Source organism: Leifsonia sp. NPDC014704, assembly GCF_043083605.1.
Classification (GTDB): domain Bacteria; phylum Actinomycetota; class Actinomycetes; order Actinomycetales; family Microbacteriaceae; genus Leifsonia.
The window spans coordinates 1,049,628-1,063,223 of record NZ_JBIBYW010000001.1 but is presented as its reverse complement, the minus strand read 5'-3'; the positions used below and the strand labels follow the sequence as shown (position 1 = coordinate 1,063,223).

The following is a 13,596-nucleotide window of genomic DNA, read 5'->3' as shown; positions in this document are numbered from 1 at the left end:
GGTGCCCCCGGCAGGAATCGAACCTGCGACCAAGGGATGAGAAGCACCGCGAGATTTGCTCTGGTGCCCCCGGCAGGAATCGAACCTGCGACCAAGGGATGAGAAGCACCGCGAGATTTGCTCTGGTGCCCCCGGCAGGAATCGAACCTGCGACCAAGAGATGAGAAGCACCGCGAGATTTGCTCTGGTGCCCCCGGCAGGAATCGAACCTGCGACCAAGAGATTAGAAGGCTCCTGCTCTATCCGCTGAGCTACGGGGGCGTCGAGTCCACGATACCGGAGCGGCTCGCCGCCTCCGCGTCAGAGCGTCTGGCCGGTCTTCCCCGCGCGGTTCACGATCGCGATGACGGGACGCCGGCCGCGGAGGCCGAAGCGGAGCCGGAGGCTGGCCTGCCGGGCGATGAGCACGGCGACGACGGCGGCGGCCGCGGCGGGGACGAGCCCCGAGATAGCCATGGCGATGTGCGGGCCGACCTGCTCCACGATCCACCCCATCAGCGGTCCGCCGAGGGCCTGCCCGCCGAGCAGCACGAGGATGTAGAGGGAGATGACGCGTCCGCGGATCTGCACGTTCGACGACATCTGCACGAGCGAGTTCGCCGCCGTGATGAAGAGCAGGTTCCCGACACCGATCGCGACCAGCAGCACCCCGAACGCCAGCTCGCCGGGCGCGAACCCGGCCAGCGCCTGCACGACGCCGAGGGCTGCTGCGGTGCCGACGACCATCGACAGCCGGACGCTGGTGCGGCGCGTCGAGGCGAGCGCCCCGGTGAGCGCGCCGGCGGCGACGAGCGCGTTGAACATCCCGTAGCCCTGCGCGCCCACGTGGTAGACGTCGTTCGCGTAGGCGGCGAGGAACACCGGCATGTTGAAGGCGAAGACGGCGATCACTGCGACCATGATCACGGTCCAGAAGATCACCGGCTTGCGGCGCACGTACCGCATCCCCTCGGCCAGCTGCCCCTTGCCGCGGGGAGCCGGCGGGGATGCGTGCAGCTCCGACCGCCTCAGCGTCGCCACCGCGAACACCACGGCCAGGCACGCGACGGCGTTGATCGCGAACGACCACCCGCCGCCGACCGCGGTGATGAGGATGCCGCCGATGGCCGGCCCGATCAGCCCGCCGAGCTGGAAGATCGACGAGTTGAGGCTGATCGCGTTGCGCAGGTATCGGGGGCCGACGAGCTCGTTGACGAACACCTGGCGCGCCGGGTTGTCGACCACCGTGACCAGACCAAGGGTGAACGAGATCGCGTACACGTGCCAGACCTCGATCGCGCCGGTGAGCGTGAGCACCGCGAGGAGCGCTGCCAGCGCGGCAGCGCACGACTGCGTGATGACGAGCAGCCGCTGCTTCGAGTACCGGTCGGCGATGACGCCGCCCCAGAGGCCGAACAGGAGCATGGGGGTGAACTGCATGAACACGGTGACCCCGACCGCGGCGACGCTTCCGGAGAGCTGGAGCACCAGCCAGTCCATGGCGATGCGCTGCATCCACACCGCCGTGTTGGCGACCAGGTTGCTCGCGGCGAACCGGCGGTAGTTCGGCACCCGCAGCGAGGCGAACGTCTCGCGCCACGGCGGCCGGGCGGAGAGGACCGGCATGGGTCCGGTGGGCGGGGCCGCTGCGGGGGAGTGCGCCACGTGCGTGTTACCTCGATGTCGTCGCTGGTTCCGTATGAAGTCTCCCTTCGACACTACGCAATCCGGACTATTCTTGGAGCCGATCACGGCTATAAGTCCCATTGGCTTTTCGAATGGATGCGAATGTTCGACCCTGTCCTGCTGCAGACCTTCCTCGCCGTCGCCGATACGCGGAGCTTCACTAAGGCCGCCGGTCGGCTGGGCATCAGCCAGCCGACCGTCAGCCAGCACATCCGCAAACTGGAGCAGGCGGCGAAGCGCCAGCTGATCGCCCGCGACACGCGTGTGGTGCGGCTGACGGACAACGGGGATGCGATGGCCGGCTTCGCCCGCACGATTCTGGCCGCACACGCCGAGGCGGACAGCTACTTCAGCGGGTCGGCGATGCGCGGCCGCCTTCGCTTCGGCGCGGCCGACGATCTCGCGATCACGACGCTCCCGCGCATCCTGCGCCACTTCCGCCAGCAGAACCCGCAGATCAATCTTGAGCTGACGGTCGATCAGTCCGGCCCGCTGCACCGCAAGCTCAAAGCAGGCCAGCTCGACCTGATCTTCATCAAGCAGACGCCCGGCACGACGGAGGGCGCGGTGGTGGCGACCGACGAGCTGGTGTGGATGGGGCAGGAGAAGACCGTGCTCGATCCGGACGGCCCCGTCCCGCTCATCTCGTACCAGGGGCCGAGCCTCAGCCGTCAGGTCGCGATCGACGCCCTGGAGGCGGCGGGCCGCACCTGGCGGATCACCTGCAACACCCGTGAAGTGAACGGCGTGCTCGCGGCGGTACGTGCGGGGATCGGCGTCGCCGTCTTCCCGCGGTCGCTCATCCCCACGGATCTCATCAAGGTGACCAACCGCTTCGGGCTGCCGGAGCTCGGACACGTCGACTTCACGCTGCTGTCCAACCCGTCCGCGGCGCGGGAGCCGGTGGATGCGCTGACCACCGCGATCCTGGCCCGCGCCGTCAGCCGCGTGGCCTGATCCCGCTCAGCCTTCGATCGGCACGGCGTCCGGATCGGCCGGCCGAACGCCGCCGTCGGACGACTTCCGGCGGAGGGTCAGCGCGATCAGCGGGAAGAGCAGCACGGAGAGCATCCCCGCTCCGACCAGGGCCGTCGCGGTGCCGACCTGCAGGTCGTGCTCGCGCACACCGATCGCGGTCACCGCGACGATGATCGGCAGCCCGGTCGCGCTGAACAGCGTGAGCGCAGCCCGGTCGCGGAACGTCGAGCCCGGCGGAGCCAGGAACGACGCCGGGACGCCGCGCAGGAGCAGCAGCAGGACGAGGAAGATCGGCAGCAGAATCAGTGCCCGCGGGTCTCCGAGCAACGCCTTCAGGTCGAAGCCGATGCCCGTGTTGATGAAGAACACCGGCACCAGCACGCCGAAGGCGACGGCCTCGAGCTTGCTCTCGATGTGATGGGCGTCCTCCGGCTTCGCCCCGGAGAGCAGGATGCGGCAGAGCACTCCCGCGGCGAACGCACCGAGCAGCATGTCGAGACCGAGCGCGATGCTCAGCCCGACGAGAGCCGCGATCACGCACACCACGAACCGCACGGCGAACTGGCCGCTGGTGTGCAGCGTCGCCCGGACGAGCCGGTGGAAACGCTCGTGGCCTCCGCGCGAGGCGATCCAGATCCCGGCTCCGGCGATCACGGCGAAGCCGATCAGCACGAGGGCGGCGGCCAGGGGTTTCCGGCCGCTGAGGAACAGCGAGATCGCGAGCAGCGGGCCGAACTCGCCGACGGCGCCGATCGCGGTGACGACCCGGCCGAACGGCGTGTGCATCTCCCCGGCGTCGCGCAACACGGGCATCAGGGTGCCGAGGGCCGTCGAGGTGAGAGCGATGCCGACATAGACGCCGGGCACAATGGAGCCCGCGATGAGGGTGGCCAGCACGATCGCGAACACCAGGGAGAACAGCCAGCCCAGGGATGCTCGACGCAGCGGCCGCCCGGCGATGGCCGGAAAGTCGATCTCGTTGCCCGCCATGAAGAACAGGAAGGCGAGGCCGAAGTTGGCGATCGCATCCAGACCGGCCGTCTCCGGCACCCAGCCGAGGACGCTGGGGCCGATGATCAGACCGAGGACGATCTCGAACACGACGAGCGGGATCTTGACGAACCGCCCGACCGCGGTGGTGAGAAGGGCGGCCAGGACGCCGAGCAGGGGGACGAGCACGACGCTCGAGACGGCGGGTTCCATGGGCGCATGGTAGCGACCGCCGCGGCGTCCGCGGCAGACCGTTCGTGGGGGAGGGATGCGTTCACACGGGCGAAACCGGACGGGGATAATGTGGCGTCATGCGCGAACTTCAGGCACAGATCATCGAAGAGCTGCACGTCCGTCCGGAGATCGACCCGGCCGCCGAGGTCGAGCGACGCGTCGGCTTCCTGGTGGACTACCTCCGGTCGACGGGTGCGGCCGGTTTCGTCCTCGGAATCAGCGGCGGCCAGGACTCGAGCCTCGCCGGCCGGCTCGCCCAGCTGGCGGTCGAGCGACTCGCCGCGGAGGGGACGGACGCCGACTTCGTCGCGGTCCGTCTGCCGTACGCCGTGCAGCGGGATGAGGAGGACGCGCAGCTGGCGCTGTCCTTCATCCAGCCGAAGAGCTCGGTCGTGTTCAACATCCAGCGCGGCACCGACGGCGTCGAGGACGAGTACGCGGATGCTCTCGGGGAGCCGATGACCGACTTCGTGAAGGGAAATGTGAAAGCACGGATCCGCATGGTCGCGCAGTACGCGATCGCCGGCCAGCGCGGTCTCCTCGTCATCGGTACGGACCACGCGGCTGAGGCGGTGACCGGGTTCTTCACCAAGTACGGCGACGGCGGCACGGACATCCTCCCGCTCAGCGGCCTCACCAAGCGGCAGGGGAAGCAGCTGCTCGCGCACCTGGGGGCACCGGCCCGGCTGTACGAGAAGGCGCCGACGGCAGACCTGCTCGACCTCAACCCGGGCCAGACCGACGAGGACAACCTCGGGCTGACGTACGTCGACATCGACGACTTCCTGGAGGGGAAGAACGTGTCGGACGAGGTCGCGGAGGCACTGGAGGCGCGGTACCGGTCGACGGAGCACAAGCGGCAGCCCCCGGCGAGCATGTTCGACTCGTGGTGGGGCGAGGGCGCGTACAGCCGCTGAACGTCGAAGCAACGACGAAGGGCGCCGGCGTGATGTCGGCGCCCTTCGTGTCGGGTGGAGTGGATGCCGCCGGAGCGGCGGTCGTCAGACGGGCTGGCCCAGTCGCGTGGTCGGCGCGGTGTCCTGCGGCTGCGCGCCGGCCGCGGCGGCCTGCACGAACGGGTTCGTCTCGGCCGTGTCGTCCTGCGCGGGCGCAGCGGCCGGAGCGGCTGTGGTCGCCGGCGCGGCGTACTGGTCGTGGTGCTGCTGCGCAACCCACGCGTCCTGCTGCGCGATCAGCGACCGCTCGGTGTCGGTGTTCTCGAACCGCCACCGCTCGAGGTCGCTCTGGAAGATGCGGCGGGCGCGGCGCGGGTTGTTCTGCCACTCGAGCAGGCGGTCGCGGAATTCCGCGATCGCCGGGTCGAGCTGGTAGCCGAAGGTGGCCGAAGCCCGCTTCATCTCGGCGAGCTGGTGGCCCGCCCAGGTCGCCGCCAGGCCCGCGGTCTTGATCGGGAGCAGCCGGACCATGATGTCGGCCTGGCCGACGGCGCGATCGGACAGCACCTGCTCGGCCGGGGTGAGGGAGTTCCAGACGGAGGCCTCGGTCGCAGCATCCACGAGGGCGGCGATCGCGGACGCCTTCTGCTGGCGGTCGGTGCGGGAGAGGAGACCCTTGAGGGCGCCCCGGGCGATCCACGCGGAGATCAGGCCGGAGACGATCACGGCGACCGCGAGGACCGCCGCGTAGAAGAGCGCCGGGCGCGCGGCCGGCGACGTGAGCCAATCGACGAAGTCATTCCACCACTGCATGCCGTGATGGTAGCCGCGGTTGTCCACCTGGCCGCGGACCCTCCGCGTCGTGTCGTCAAACGGGCGCACGGCGTCTCTGCGCGCGGCTTCGCGGGCGCGGCAGAATGGAGACGACGATCGAAAGGGGACCCCATGCAGACCTTCGTGCTGGCAGGCGGATGCTTCTGGTGCTTGGATGCCGTGTACCGCGTGCTCCGCGGCGTGCACGATGTCGTGTCCGGCTACACCGGCGGGACCGCCGTCGACCCCACCTACGAAGAGGTGTGCACGGGTCGCACCGGGCACGCGGAGGCGGTGGCGGTGACGTTCGACCCCGAGGTCATCCCGCCGAGCGTCATCCTCGACGTGTTCTTCACGTTGCACGATCCGCGGCAGCTGAACCGGCAGGGCAACGACATCGGCACCCAGTACCGTTCGGCGATGTTCTACGACAGCGAGCATCAGCGCGAGCTGTTCGAGGGCGCGCGCGACCGCGCCGCCGAGTACTGGGATGGCGGGATCGTGACCACCATCGAGCCGCTCGGGCCGTTCTACCGCGCCGAGGAGTACCACCAGGACTTCTTCGCGAAGAACCCGGGCCAGGGCTACTGTCTCGCCGTCGCCCTGCCGAAGGTGAACAAGATCCGCGCGTCGTACGCGGACTACGTGGCGGCCTGAATCCGTCCACCTCTTCCGGACTGGGCCGGTTCTCCACAGATCCTCCGCCCGCGGCTCGTGACGCCCACGGAACGGCGAGGCTGGGGTTGTGCCCGCCGCAGGAGCGGGCGCAGAGAAGAGGAGAACATGTCCGATACCGTTGCGGTCCGCGGCTTCGTCGCCACCGAGCCCCGTCACCTCGTCACCGAAGGCGGGCTGCCGATCACGAGCTTCCGGCTCGTCACCACGCACCGCCGCTACAACCGCCAGGCGTCTTCGTGGGAAGACGGCGGCAGCAACTGGTACACCGTGAGCGCCTTCCGGCGTCTCGCGCTGGGAATAGCGGAGTCCGTCACCAAGGGTGACCCGGTGCTGGTCGCCGGGCGACTGTGCCTGCGCGAGTGGTCGGGTGAGAAGCAGGGCATGACGGTCGAGATCGAGGCGGAGTCCATCGGACATGACCTCACCTGGGGGCGATCACGGTTCACGCGGGCGGTCGCACCGGATACCGACGGTGATCCCGCACCAGCACCTCCCGAGGGAATCCCAGCGGCGGCACCCTAAGATGCCGGATATGCCGTCTTCCGTGGTCCGCCGGACCGGTTCGCCCGTTGCTTCAGCTCTCACCCTGGTGGCCGGACTGACCGTGGCTCTCGTTCTCGCCGGGTGCACCGCATCCACGCCGAGAGCGTCTGCGACGCCCACCGCGACGCCGGTGGCGACGAGCACGGCCACACCGACGCCGGCTGGTCTGGTGCCGGGCGGGACGGCCCAGGAGAATCTCGCCTACTTCGACACGGTGAACCACGCGACGCTCGCGGCGAACCCGAACGCCTTGGGTCGCGACTTCATCGACGCGCTCGTCAAGGCCGGTTTCGCCAAGGCCGACATGCAGGTGACCGTCGACACGACGACCATCGGGCTGAAGGCGAACTCGATCCAGTTCTCGGTGCGGATGGGCGACAGCTGCCTGATCGGCCAGAACGGCGCCGACGCGGGCGGCTACTCCAGCATGGTGACCCCCGTGCTGTCCACCGGGAACTGCCTCATCGGGCAGACCCGTCCGATCGACTGGTAGGGCCGGAGCCGCCCGGGAGGCGGCGCAGGGCCGGTATCCTCGAATACGGCAGTAAGCCGACGACAGGGAGTTGAAGAAGAAGAGTGGCCGAATACATTTACTCGATGGTGCGCGCCCGCAAGGCGGTCGGCGACAAGGTGATCCTCGACGATGTCACGATGGCGTTCCTGCCGGGAGCGAAGATCGGCGTCGTGGGTCCCAACGGCGCCGGTAAGTCCACCATCCTGAAGATCATGGCCGGTCTGGACACACCCTCCAACGGCGACGCGAAGCTGAGCCCCGGCTACACCGTCGGCATCCTCATGCAGGAGCCGGAGCTCGACGAGAACAAGACCGTGCTCGAGAACGTCCAGGAGGGCGTCGGCGAGATCAAGGAGAAGGTCGACCGCTTCAACGAGATTTCCGGACTCCTCGCCGACCCGGACGCCGACTTCGACACGCTCCTCGCCGAGATGGGCACGTTGCAGGAGCAGATCGACGCCGCCGACGCGTGGGACCTCGACTCCCAGCTCGACCAGGCGATGGATGCGCTCCGCTGCCCGCCGGGGGACTGGCCGGTCCACACGCTCTCCGGTGGTGAGAAGCGCCGCGTGGCGCTCTGCAAGCTGCTGCTGCAGAAGCCCGACCTCCTGCTCCTCGACGAGCCCACCAACCACCTCGACGCCGAGAGCGTGCTCTGGCTCGAGCAGCACCTGGCGAAGTACCACGGCGCCGTTCTCGCCGTGACCCACGACCGGTATTTCCTCGACCACGTGGCCGAGTGGATCGCCGAGGTCGACCGCGGTCACCTGTACCCGTACGAGGGCAACTACTCGACCTACCTGGAGAAGAAGCGCGAGCGCCTCGAGATCCAGGGCAAGAAGGACGCGAAGCTGGCCAAGCGCCTCTCCGAGGAGCTCGACTGGGTGCGCAGCAACGCCAAGGGGCGCCAGGCCAAGTCGAAGGCCCGTCTGGCCCGCTACGAGGAGATGGCGGCCGAGGCGGAGCGCACGAGGAAGCTCGACTTCGAGGAGATCCAGATCCCGCCGGGGCCGCGCCTCGGTCAGGTCGTCATCGACGCGAAGAACCTCGAGAAGGGCTTCGGCGACCGCAAGCTCATCGACGGCCTCACCTTCACGCTTCCCCGGAACGGCATCGTCGGCGTCATCGGCCCGAACGGTGTCGGCAAGACGACGCTGTTCAAGACGATCGTCGGCCTCGAGCCGCTCGACGGGGGCGACCTGAAGGTCGGCGAGACCGTGCACATCTCGTACGTCGACCAGACCCGCGGCGGGATCGATCCCAACAAGAACGTCTGGGAGGTCGTGTCCGACGGGCTCGACTACATCCAGGTCGGCAAGACCGAGGTGCCGTCGCGCGCCTACGTCTCCACTTTCGGCTTCAAGGGGCCGGACCAGCAGAAGAAGGCCGGCGTGCTCTCCGGTGGTGAGCGCAACCGCCTGAACCTCGCCCTCACCCTGAAGCAGGGCGGCAACCTGCTGCTCCTCGACGAGCCGACCAACGACCTGGATGTCGAGACGCTGTCCAGCCTGGAGAACGCTCTGCTCGAGTTCCCCGGCTGTGCGGTCGTCATCACCCACGACCGGTGGTTCCTCGACCGGATCGCGACCCACATCCTCGCCTACGAGGGCACCGAGGAGAACCCGGCCGACTGGTACTGGTTCGAGGGAAACTTCGAGGCGTACGAGGAGAACAAGGTCGAGCGTCTGGGCCCCGACGCCGCGAAGCCCCACCGCTCCGCGTACCGCAAGCTCACGCGCGACTGAGACGGCCGGTCATGCGACTGCACGTCCCGATCAAGCTCCGCTGGAGCGACCTCGACGCCTACGGCCACGTGAACAACGCCGAGATGCTGCGCCTTTTGGAGGAGGCGCGCATCGAGGCGTTCTGGGCGACCGACGACTCCGGCGGCGACACGAGCGGCGTGGCGGGAAGCGGTGAGGCCGTCGGCGGGTCGACCGCGGTCCTCGACGGCCGTCCGGGAGCGGATACCCTGACACTGATCGCGCGGCAGGAGATCGAGTACCTGGCGCCCATCCCGTACCTCCGCCAACCGCTCGACGTGCAGCTCTGGCTGGGCCGCCTCGGCGGCGCGAGCCTCGAAGTCTGCTACGAGGTCTGGTCGCCGGAGGGCACGGAGCCGAAGACGCTGTTCACGCGCGCGGCCACCACGATCGTGCTCGTCGACGCGACCACGCAACGGCCGCGCCGGATCAACGAGCGCGAGCGGGACGCCTGGACGCCGTACCTCGACGAGCCCGTGGCGTTCGCCAAGCGGTCCTAGACGATGCCCCGGTCTTCGCTCACGGGGCGGGAGCCGGCGTCGGGCTGCTCTGCACCGGGTCCGGGCTGAACGAGTTCTCCCACACCGCGCGCGAGCCCGCCTCGCCGATCAGGATCACCTCGACGACCGTTCCGACGGCCAGCACGGCCGCGAGTACCGTCAGCACGATGATCGCGACCCGGCGCACCGTCACGCTCGGCCGGCGTGACGAGTCCGGCCGGTCGAAGAAGAAGAACCACGCCCACTGTACGACGGTGAAGACGAACAGCGCGATCACCCACGGCAGCAGACCATGGCCGAGCGCAGCGTGCTGCTGGATCAGCGGGGTGGCCGGCAGCCGCGCCTGCAGCCACTCCCCGGCCTCCACGACCACGGGAACCAAGATCAGGTCCGCCAGCGCCAGCAGCGGCACCACGATCCCGAGCCGCCGGCGTGCGGCCGGCCAGATCGGCACCAGCAGGGCGGCGATCGCCGTCAGCGGCACCAGCACGACGACGAAGTGGACCAGCAGGACGTGCAGCGGCAGTCCGTTGACCTCCACGGCGCGCCCTACGCGGTGACGGTGACGGAGTCGCCCGACACGGTCGCCTTCAGCTTCGGCAGCGGTTCGCGCGCAGGGCCGTTGAGCACATCGCCCGTCGTCGCGTCGAACTTCGAGCCGTGGCACGGGCAGTCGAACTCCTTGCCCTGCGGCGCGACCGTGCATCCCTGGTGCGTGCACACGGCGCTGAACGCCACCACTTGACCAGCGGTCGGCTGCGAGACCACGATGGGCTTGCCCGCGAGCGTCGCAGACACGGCGCCGCCGACCGGGATGGACGCGAGCGAGACCTCGGCCGTGCCGCCGCCTCCCGAGGACGAACCGTCGTCTCCCGAGCCGGATCCGCCACCGTTCGAGTCCTGTCCGCCGCCGGGCGTGCAGGCGGCGAGCAGGACCGCGCCGGCGGAAGCCCCGCCGATCGTGACGAGGGTGCGGCGGGTGAGCGGTGCGTGGTCGTTCATGCGGATTCCTCCCGTTCGGCGGATGCGTCTTCTACGGTTATCACGAGACGGTCGCGCGGTCGGTTCAACCGTTCCGCATGAACCTTTCCGTCGGCTGCATCGTGTACGAGGTGGAGGTGAACATGCCGGAGGAGGACGCCCGCCTGCTGCGCGAGCTGCACGACCAGCACGCGCAAGCCGTCTGGCGGTACGTCGTGCACCTCACCGGCGACCGTGCGATGGCCGACGACGTGGTGCAGGAGACGCTGCTGCGCGCCTGGCGGAAGCCCTCCGTGCTGGATCAATCCCAACAGTCGGCGCGCACCTGGCTCTTCACCGTGGCCCGCAATCTCGTCATCGACGGCCGCCGCAGCGCCGCCCACCGGCACGAGTTCGGCACGGACACGCTGCCCGAGCATCCCGCACCGGACAGCGAGGCGGACGCCGTCCTCGACGCCTGGCTGGTGTCGGATGCGCTGGCCGAGCTGTCCGTCGAGCACCGCGCGGTCATCGTGCACGCCTACTACGGTGGACGCTCGATCGCCGAGATCGCGCGCGAGCTCGACATCCCGGAGGGCACGGTCAAGTCGCGCCTCCACTACGGCCTGCGAGCCCTGCGGCTCGCACTTCAGGAGAGAGGGGTGACGGAACGATGACCACGCACGACGAGTTCGCCACCTGGGACGCCGCGTACGTGCTCGGCGCGCTCTCACCGACGGAGCGCCGCGCCTTCGAGGCGCACCTGCGCGAATGCGACCGGTGCTCGGAAGCGGTGGCAGAGCTGGCGGGGATGCCCGGCATCCTGAGCCGCGTCCCGCGCGAGCAGGCGGCAGCGCTCCTGGAGGATCCCCTGCCCGCGCCGAGCGCGACTGACCGGCCCGACTCCGAGGGACCGTCGTCCGACGTGCTCCCGTCGCTGCTGCACCGGGCACGCCGGCGCCGCATCCGCTCCCGCTGGCTGGTGGCGGGGCTGTCCGCCGCTGCTGCCGCGATCGTGGTGGGATTCGCCGCCTTCGCCCTGCCCGCGATCCTGCAGCCCGCATCCACGCCCACTGCAGCAGTGGTCATGAAGCAGGTCGAACCGAGCCCGCTCACCGCCGACCTCCGGCTGACCGCCGAACCGTGGGGCACCCGCATCGATTCCGACTGCCGCTACGCCCACCTCGGGGGCGACGACGGCGACCGAGCGTGGACCTACGCGATGGTCGTCACCGACCGCTCGGGCACACAGCACGAGATCTCGACCTGGACGGCGGAGGCGGGAACGGTTGCAACGCCTGTCGCGACGACGAGCATCCCGATCGCGGACATCGCCTCGGTAGACATCCGCGCAGCGGGCGGGACGGTGCTGCTGCGCAGCACGTTCGACTAGGGGCGGCGTCGGCGGCGGCCGGTCGGCCCGCTCAGTCCTCGGTGCGCGGGAGCCGGATGGTGGCCTCCTGCGCGACGCTCGCCACCAGGCGTCCATCGCGCGTGAAGATACGCCCCTCCGCCAACCCGCGCCCGCCGCCGGCGGTCGGCGACTCCTGCACGTACAGCAGCCACTCGTCGACCCGGGCCGGCCGGTGCCACCACATCGCGTGGTCGAGGCTCGCGGCCTTGAGCCCCGGGGTGGCCCAGGCGATGCCGTGCCGCCGCATGATCGACTCCATGATCGTGTAGTCGCTCGCGTAGGCGAGTGCGGCCTGGTGCAGCCGGGGATCGTCGGGCATGTCCCCGATGGTGCGGAACCAGACCGCCTGATGCGCGACCCGGTCGCCCTCGACCGAGAGGTAGACCGGCGAGGTGACGTGCCGCATGTCGAACGGGCGCTGGCTCGCCCAGTACTGCGCGACGGGATGGCGCACGTCCTCCAGCGACGAGGCGGTCGATGGCAGGCTCTCCGGGTCCGGGAGCCCATCGGGCATCGCGTCCTGGTGCTCGATGCCCTCATCCTCGGTCTGGTACGAGGCGATCATCGACAGGATGGGGAGCCCGTTTTGGTACGCCTGCGTGCGGCGCCGCGAGAAGGACCGGCCGTCGTGGATGCGGTCCACGGAGAACGTGATCGGGAAGTTCACGTCACCTGGACGCAGGAAGTATCCGTGCATCGAGTGGATGCTGCGGTCGTCCTCGACCGTCCGGGTGGCCGCAATGATGGACTGCGCGAGCACCTGGCCGCCGAACACGCGGCCCAGCGGCATCCACTGCGATGGGCCCGTGAAGATGTCCTCACTGGTGCGTGCGCCGGTGTCGGTCAGATCGAGCGCGGTCAGTAGGGAAGCCAGGGGCTCGGTCACGGTGCCTCCAAGTCGGTGGTGTGTTGGTAGTTTAGACATCCGATGAGCCAGTCGTTTTCTCTAGTCGATCTCCTCGCCGTCGCCGATCTGCAGACCTATCTGTCGCGGGCGGCCCGTGTCGAGGAGGGCTCCGTGCGCCTGATCGCCGGATCGGGGGTGCTGGCCGTCTACACGGCGATCCTGTATCCGCGGGGACTGATGGATGAGACGCCGACCGTGCTGGGCCTGCGGACCTTCGCGACGGGTGCGGATGTGGAGTTCGACGTCGTCGTTCCCATCCGCTCGCTGCTCGACCGGGTGGCGCGCGTGCGCGAGAGCGCAGAGGCCGCCGAGGCTGAGGGCACCGGCGCCGAGGGCACGACCGCCCCGATCGAGGTCCGCCTGCCGCTCGAGGTGTCGACCGTGACGTGGGCGGGCATCTCGCCGCCGCGGGGAGGCTGGCAGAAGGTCGGCGAGACATCGTCCGCCCTGCTGCAGTCGACCGCGAAGACGGGCGTCGCCGAGGTCGCAGAGGCCGTGCCGACCGGCACAGGTGAGCAGCTGGTGCAGCGCGTCCGCGCCGAGGTGTGGGGCCGTCCGATCGACGACCTGGAGTACATCCCCGCGGGCGCCGCATTCGCCGCGGACAGCCTCGGCTTCGTCGGCGACGACGACGACACCGTCACCATCCATGAGACGGGCCGCTGGACGCGCCTCACCACGCGCCGCGGTCACACCCTCGTCCGCCGCCAGGCCTGGACCCTCCGCCGCTGACAAGCCAAC

At 69.5% G+C, this 13,596-nt stretch carries 16 protein-coding genes and 1 tRNA gene; 10 read left to right on the top strand and 7 right to left on the bottom strand.

Annotation, left to right across the window (positions count from 1 at the left end; all coding sequences use genetic code 11):
- Positions 1-185 precede the first annotated feature (185 nt).
- Positions 186-261 (bottom strand) — tRNA-Arg (locus ACF1AJ_RS05195).
- A 39-nt stretch (positions 262-300) separates the two neighbouring features.
- Positions 301-1,605: an MFS transporter gene (locus ACF1AJ_RS05190; RefSeq protein WP_391507440.1), complete on the bottom strand. Its 1,305-nt coding sequence runs from the start codon at positions 1,603-1,605 to the stop codon at positions 301-303.
- Between the two features lie 162 nt (positions 1,606-1,767).
- On the opposite strand from ACF1AJ_RS05190, the gene ACF1AJ_RS05185 reads away from it, so the two are divergent.
- Entirely contained in the window at positions 1,768-2,622 is an 855-nt protein-coding gene (locus ACF1AJ_RS05185; RefSeq protein WP_391506396.1) for a LysR substrate-binding domain-containing protein, read from the top strand.
- A 6-nt stretch (positions 2,623-2,628) separates the two neighbouring features.
- Here the strand turns inward: ACF1AJ_RS05185 and ACF1AJ_RS05180 are convergent, their stop codons facing one another.
- Positions 2,629-3,846: a cation:proton antiporter gene (locus ACF1AJ_RS05180; protein WP_391506395.1), complete on the bottom strand. Its 1,218-nt coding sequence runs from the start codon at positions 3,844-3,846 to the stop codon at positions 2,629-2,631.
- Positions 3,847-3,944: 98 nt separating this feature from the next.
- Here ACF1AJ_RS05180 and nadE point away from each other — a divergent pair, with 98 nt between their 5' ends.
- Positions 3,945-4,784 (top strand): ammonia-dependent NAD(+) synthetase, encoded by an 840-nt coding sequence (nadE, locus tag ACF1AJ_RS05175; RefSeq protein ID WP_391506394.1) that lies wholly within the window; start codon positions 3,945-3,947, stop codon positions 4,782-4,784.
- 84 nt (positions 4,785-4,868) lie between these two features.
- Here the strand turns inward: nadE and ACF1AJ_RS05170 are convergent, their stop codons facing one another.
- Positions 4,869-5,576: a hypothetical protein gene (locus ACF1AJ_RS05170; protein ID WP_391506393.1), complete on the bottom strand. Its 708-nt coding sequence runs from the start codon at positions 5,574-5,576 to the stop codon at positions 4,869-4,871.
- Between the two features lie 132 nt (positions 5,577-5,708).
- On the opposite strand from ACF1AJ_RS05170, the gene msrA reads away from it, so the two are divergent.
- The 5 genes from msrA to ACF1AJ_RS05145 all read left to right on the top strand — a co-directional run bounded on the left by msrA (position 5,709) and on the right by ACF1AJ_RS05145 (position 9,574).
- The gene (msrA, locus tag ACF1AJ_RS05165; RefSeq protein WP_391506392.1) at positions 5,709-6,233 is read left to right on the top strand and encodes a peptide-methionine (S)-S-oxide reductase MsrA; all 525 of its coding nucleotides are present in this window, start codon (positions 5,709-5,711) and stop codon (positions 6,231-6,233) included.
- Between the two features lie 126 nt (positions 6,234-6,359).
- Complete coding sequence (locus tag ACF1AJ_RS05160) at positions 6,360-6,776, top strand: single-stranded DNA-binding protein (protein ID WP_391506391.1); 417 nt, start codon at positions 6,360-6,362, stop codon at positions 6,774-6,776.
- A 10-nt stretch (positions 6,777-6,786) separates the two neighbouring features.
- Entirely contained in the window at positions 6,787-7,290 is a 504-nt protein-coding gene (locus ACF1AJ_RS05155) for a DUF6993 domain-containing protein (RefSeq protein ID WP_391506390.1), read from the top strand.
- A gap of 83 nt (positions 7,291-7,373) precedes the next feature.
- Complete coding sequence (gene ettA / locus ACF1AJ_RS05150) at positions 7,374-9,056, top strand: energy-dependent translational throttle protein EttA (protein ID WP_391506389.1); 1,683 nt, start codon at positions 7,374-7,376, stop codon at positions 9,054-9,056.
- Between the two features lie 11 nt (positions 9,057-9,067).
- A complete protein-coding gene (locus tag ACF1AJ_RS05145; protein WP_391506388.1) occupies positions 9,068-9,574 on the top strand; it encodes an acyl-CoA thioesterase in 507 nt (168 codons plus the stop codon).
- Positions 9,575-9,593: 19 nt separating this feature from the next.
- Here the strand turns inward: ACF1AJ_RS05145 and ACF1AJ_RS05140 are convergent, their stop codons facing one another.
- Positions 9,594-10,115 carry a hypothetical protein gene (locus ACF1AJ_RS05140; protein WP_391506387.1) on the bottom strand — a complete coding sequence of 174 codons (522 nt, stop codon included), beginning with the start codon at positions 10,113-10,115 and terminating at the stop codon, positions 9,594-9,596.
- An 8-nt stretch (positions 10,116-10,123) separates the two neighbouring features.
- Positions 10,124-10,576, bottom strand: coding sequence for a ubiquinol-cytochrome c reductase iron-sulfur subunit (locus ACF1AJ_RS05135; protein WP_391506386.1), 453 nt, complete (start codon positions 10,574-10,576; stop codon positions 10,124-10,126).
- A gap of 77 nt (positions 10,577-10,653) precedes the next feature.
- Here ACF1AJ_RS05135 and ACF1AJ_RS05130 point away from each other — a divergent pair, with 77 nt between their 5' ends.
- Positions 10,654-11,211: a sigma-70 family RNA polymerase sigma factor gene (locus ACF1AJ_RS05130; RefSeq protein ID WP_020074936.1), complete on the top strand. Its 558-nt coding sequence runs from the start codon at positions 10,654-10,656 to the stop codon at positions 11,209-11,211.
- Positions 11,208-11,927, top strand: coding sequence for an anti-sigma factor family protein (locus ACF1AJ_RS05125; RefSeq protein WP_391506385.1), 720 nt, complete (start codon positions 11,208-11,210; stop codon positions 11,925-11,927). Before ACF1AJ_RS05130 ends, ACF1AJ_RS05125 begins: the two co-directional genes overlap by 4 nt.
- A 31-nt stretch (positions 11,928-11,958) precedes the next feature.
- On the opposite strand, the gene ACF1AJ_RS05120 is transcribed toward ACF1AJ_RS05125, so the two are convergent.
- Positions 11,959-12,834 carry an acyl-CoA thioesterase gene (locus ACF1AJ_RS05120; protein WP_391506384.1) on the bottom strand — a complete coding sequence of 292 codons (876 nt, stop codon included), beginning with the start codon at positions 12,832-12,834 and terminating at the stop codon, positions 11,959-11,961.
- A 42-nt stretch (positions 12,835-12,876) separates the two neighbouring features.
- Here ACF1AJ_RS05120 and ACF1AJ_RS05115 point away from each other — a divergent pair, with 42 nt between their 5' ends.
- Positions 12,877-13,587 carry a hypothetical protein gene (locus ACF1AJ_RS05115; protein WP_391506383.1) on the top strand — a complete coding sequence of 237 codons (711 nt, stop codon included), beginning with the start codon at positions 12,877-12,879 and terminating at the stop codon, positions 13,585-13,587.
- Positions 13,588-13,596 lie beyond the last annotated feature (9 nt).

Bases quoted from the DNA above. Each gene is read 5' to 3' on its own strand.
- ACF1AJ_RS05190 (WP_391507440.1), bottom strand. From the start codon at position 1,605: ATGCCGGTCCTCTCCGCCCGGCCGCCGTGGCGCGAGACGTTCGCCTCG.
- ACF1AJ_RS05185 (WP_391506396.1), top strand. From the start codon at position 1,768: ATGTTCGACCCTGTCCTGCTGCAGACCTTCCTCGCCGTCGCCGATACG.
- ACF1AJ_RS05180 (WP_391506395.1), bottom strand. From the start codon at position 3,846: ATGGAACCCGCCGTCTCGAGCGTCGTGCTCGTCCCCCTGCTCGGCGTC.
- nadE (WP_391506394.1), top strand. From the start codon at position 3,945: ATGCGCGAACTTCAGGCACAGATCATCGAAGAGCTGCACGTCCGTCCG.
- ACF1AJ_RS05170 (WP_391506393.1), bottom strand. From the start codon at position 5,576: ATGCAGTGGTGGAATGACTTCGTCGATTGGCTCACGTCGCCGGCCGCG.
- msrA (WP_391506392.1), top strand. From the start codon at position 5,709: ATGCAGACCTTCGTGCTGGCAGGCGGATGCTTCTGGTGCTTGGATGCC.
- ACF1AJ_RS05160 (WP_391506391.1), top strand. From the start codon at position 6,360: ATGTCCGATACCGTTGCGGTCCGCGGCTTCGTCGCCACCGAGCCCCGT.
- ACF1AJ_RS05155 (WP_391506390.1), top strand. From the start codon at position 6,787: ATGCCGTCTTCCGTGGTCCGCCGGACCGGTTCGCCCGTTGCTTCAGCT.
- ACF1AJ_RS05145 (WP_391506388.1), top strand. From the start codon at position 9,068: ATGCGACTGCACGTCCCGATCAAGCTCCGCTGGAGCGACCTCGACGCC.
- ACF1AJ_RS05135 (WP_391506386.1), bottom strand. From the start codon at position 10,576: ATGAACGACCACGCACCGCTCACCCGCCGCACCCTCGTCACGATCGGC.
- ACF1AJ_RS05130 (WP_020074936.1), top strand. From the start codon at position 10,654: ATGAACCTTTCCGTCGGCTGCATCGTGTACGAGGTGGAGGTGAACATG.
- ACF1AJ_RS05125 (WP_391506385.1), top strand. From the start codon at position 11,208: ATGACCACGCACGACGAGTTCGCCACCTGGGACGCCGCGTACGTGCTC.
- ACF1AJ_RS05115 (WP_391506383.1), top strand. From the start codon at position 12,877: ATGAGCCAGTCGTTTTCTCTAGTCGATCTCCTCGCCGTCGCCGATCTG.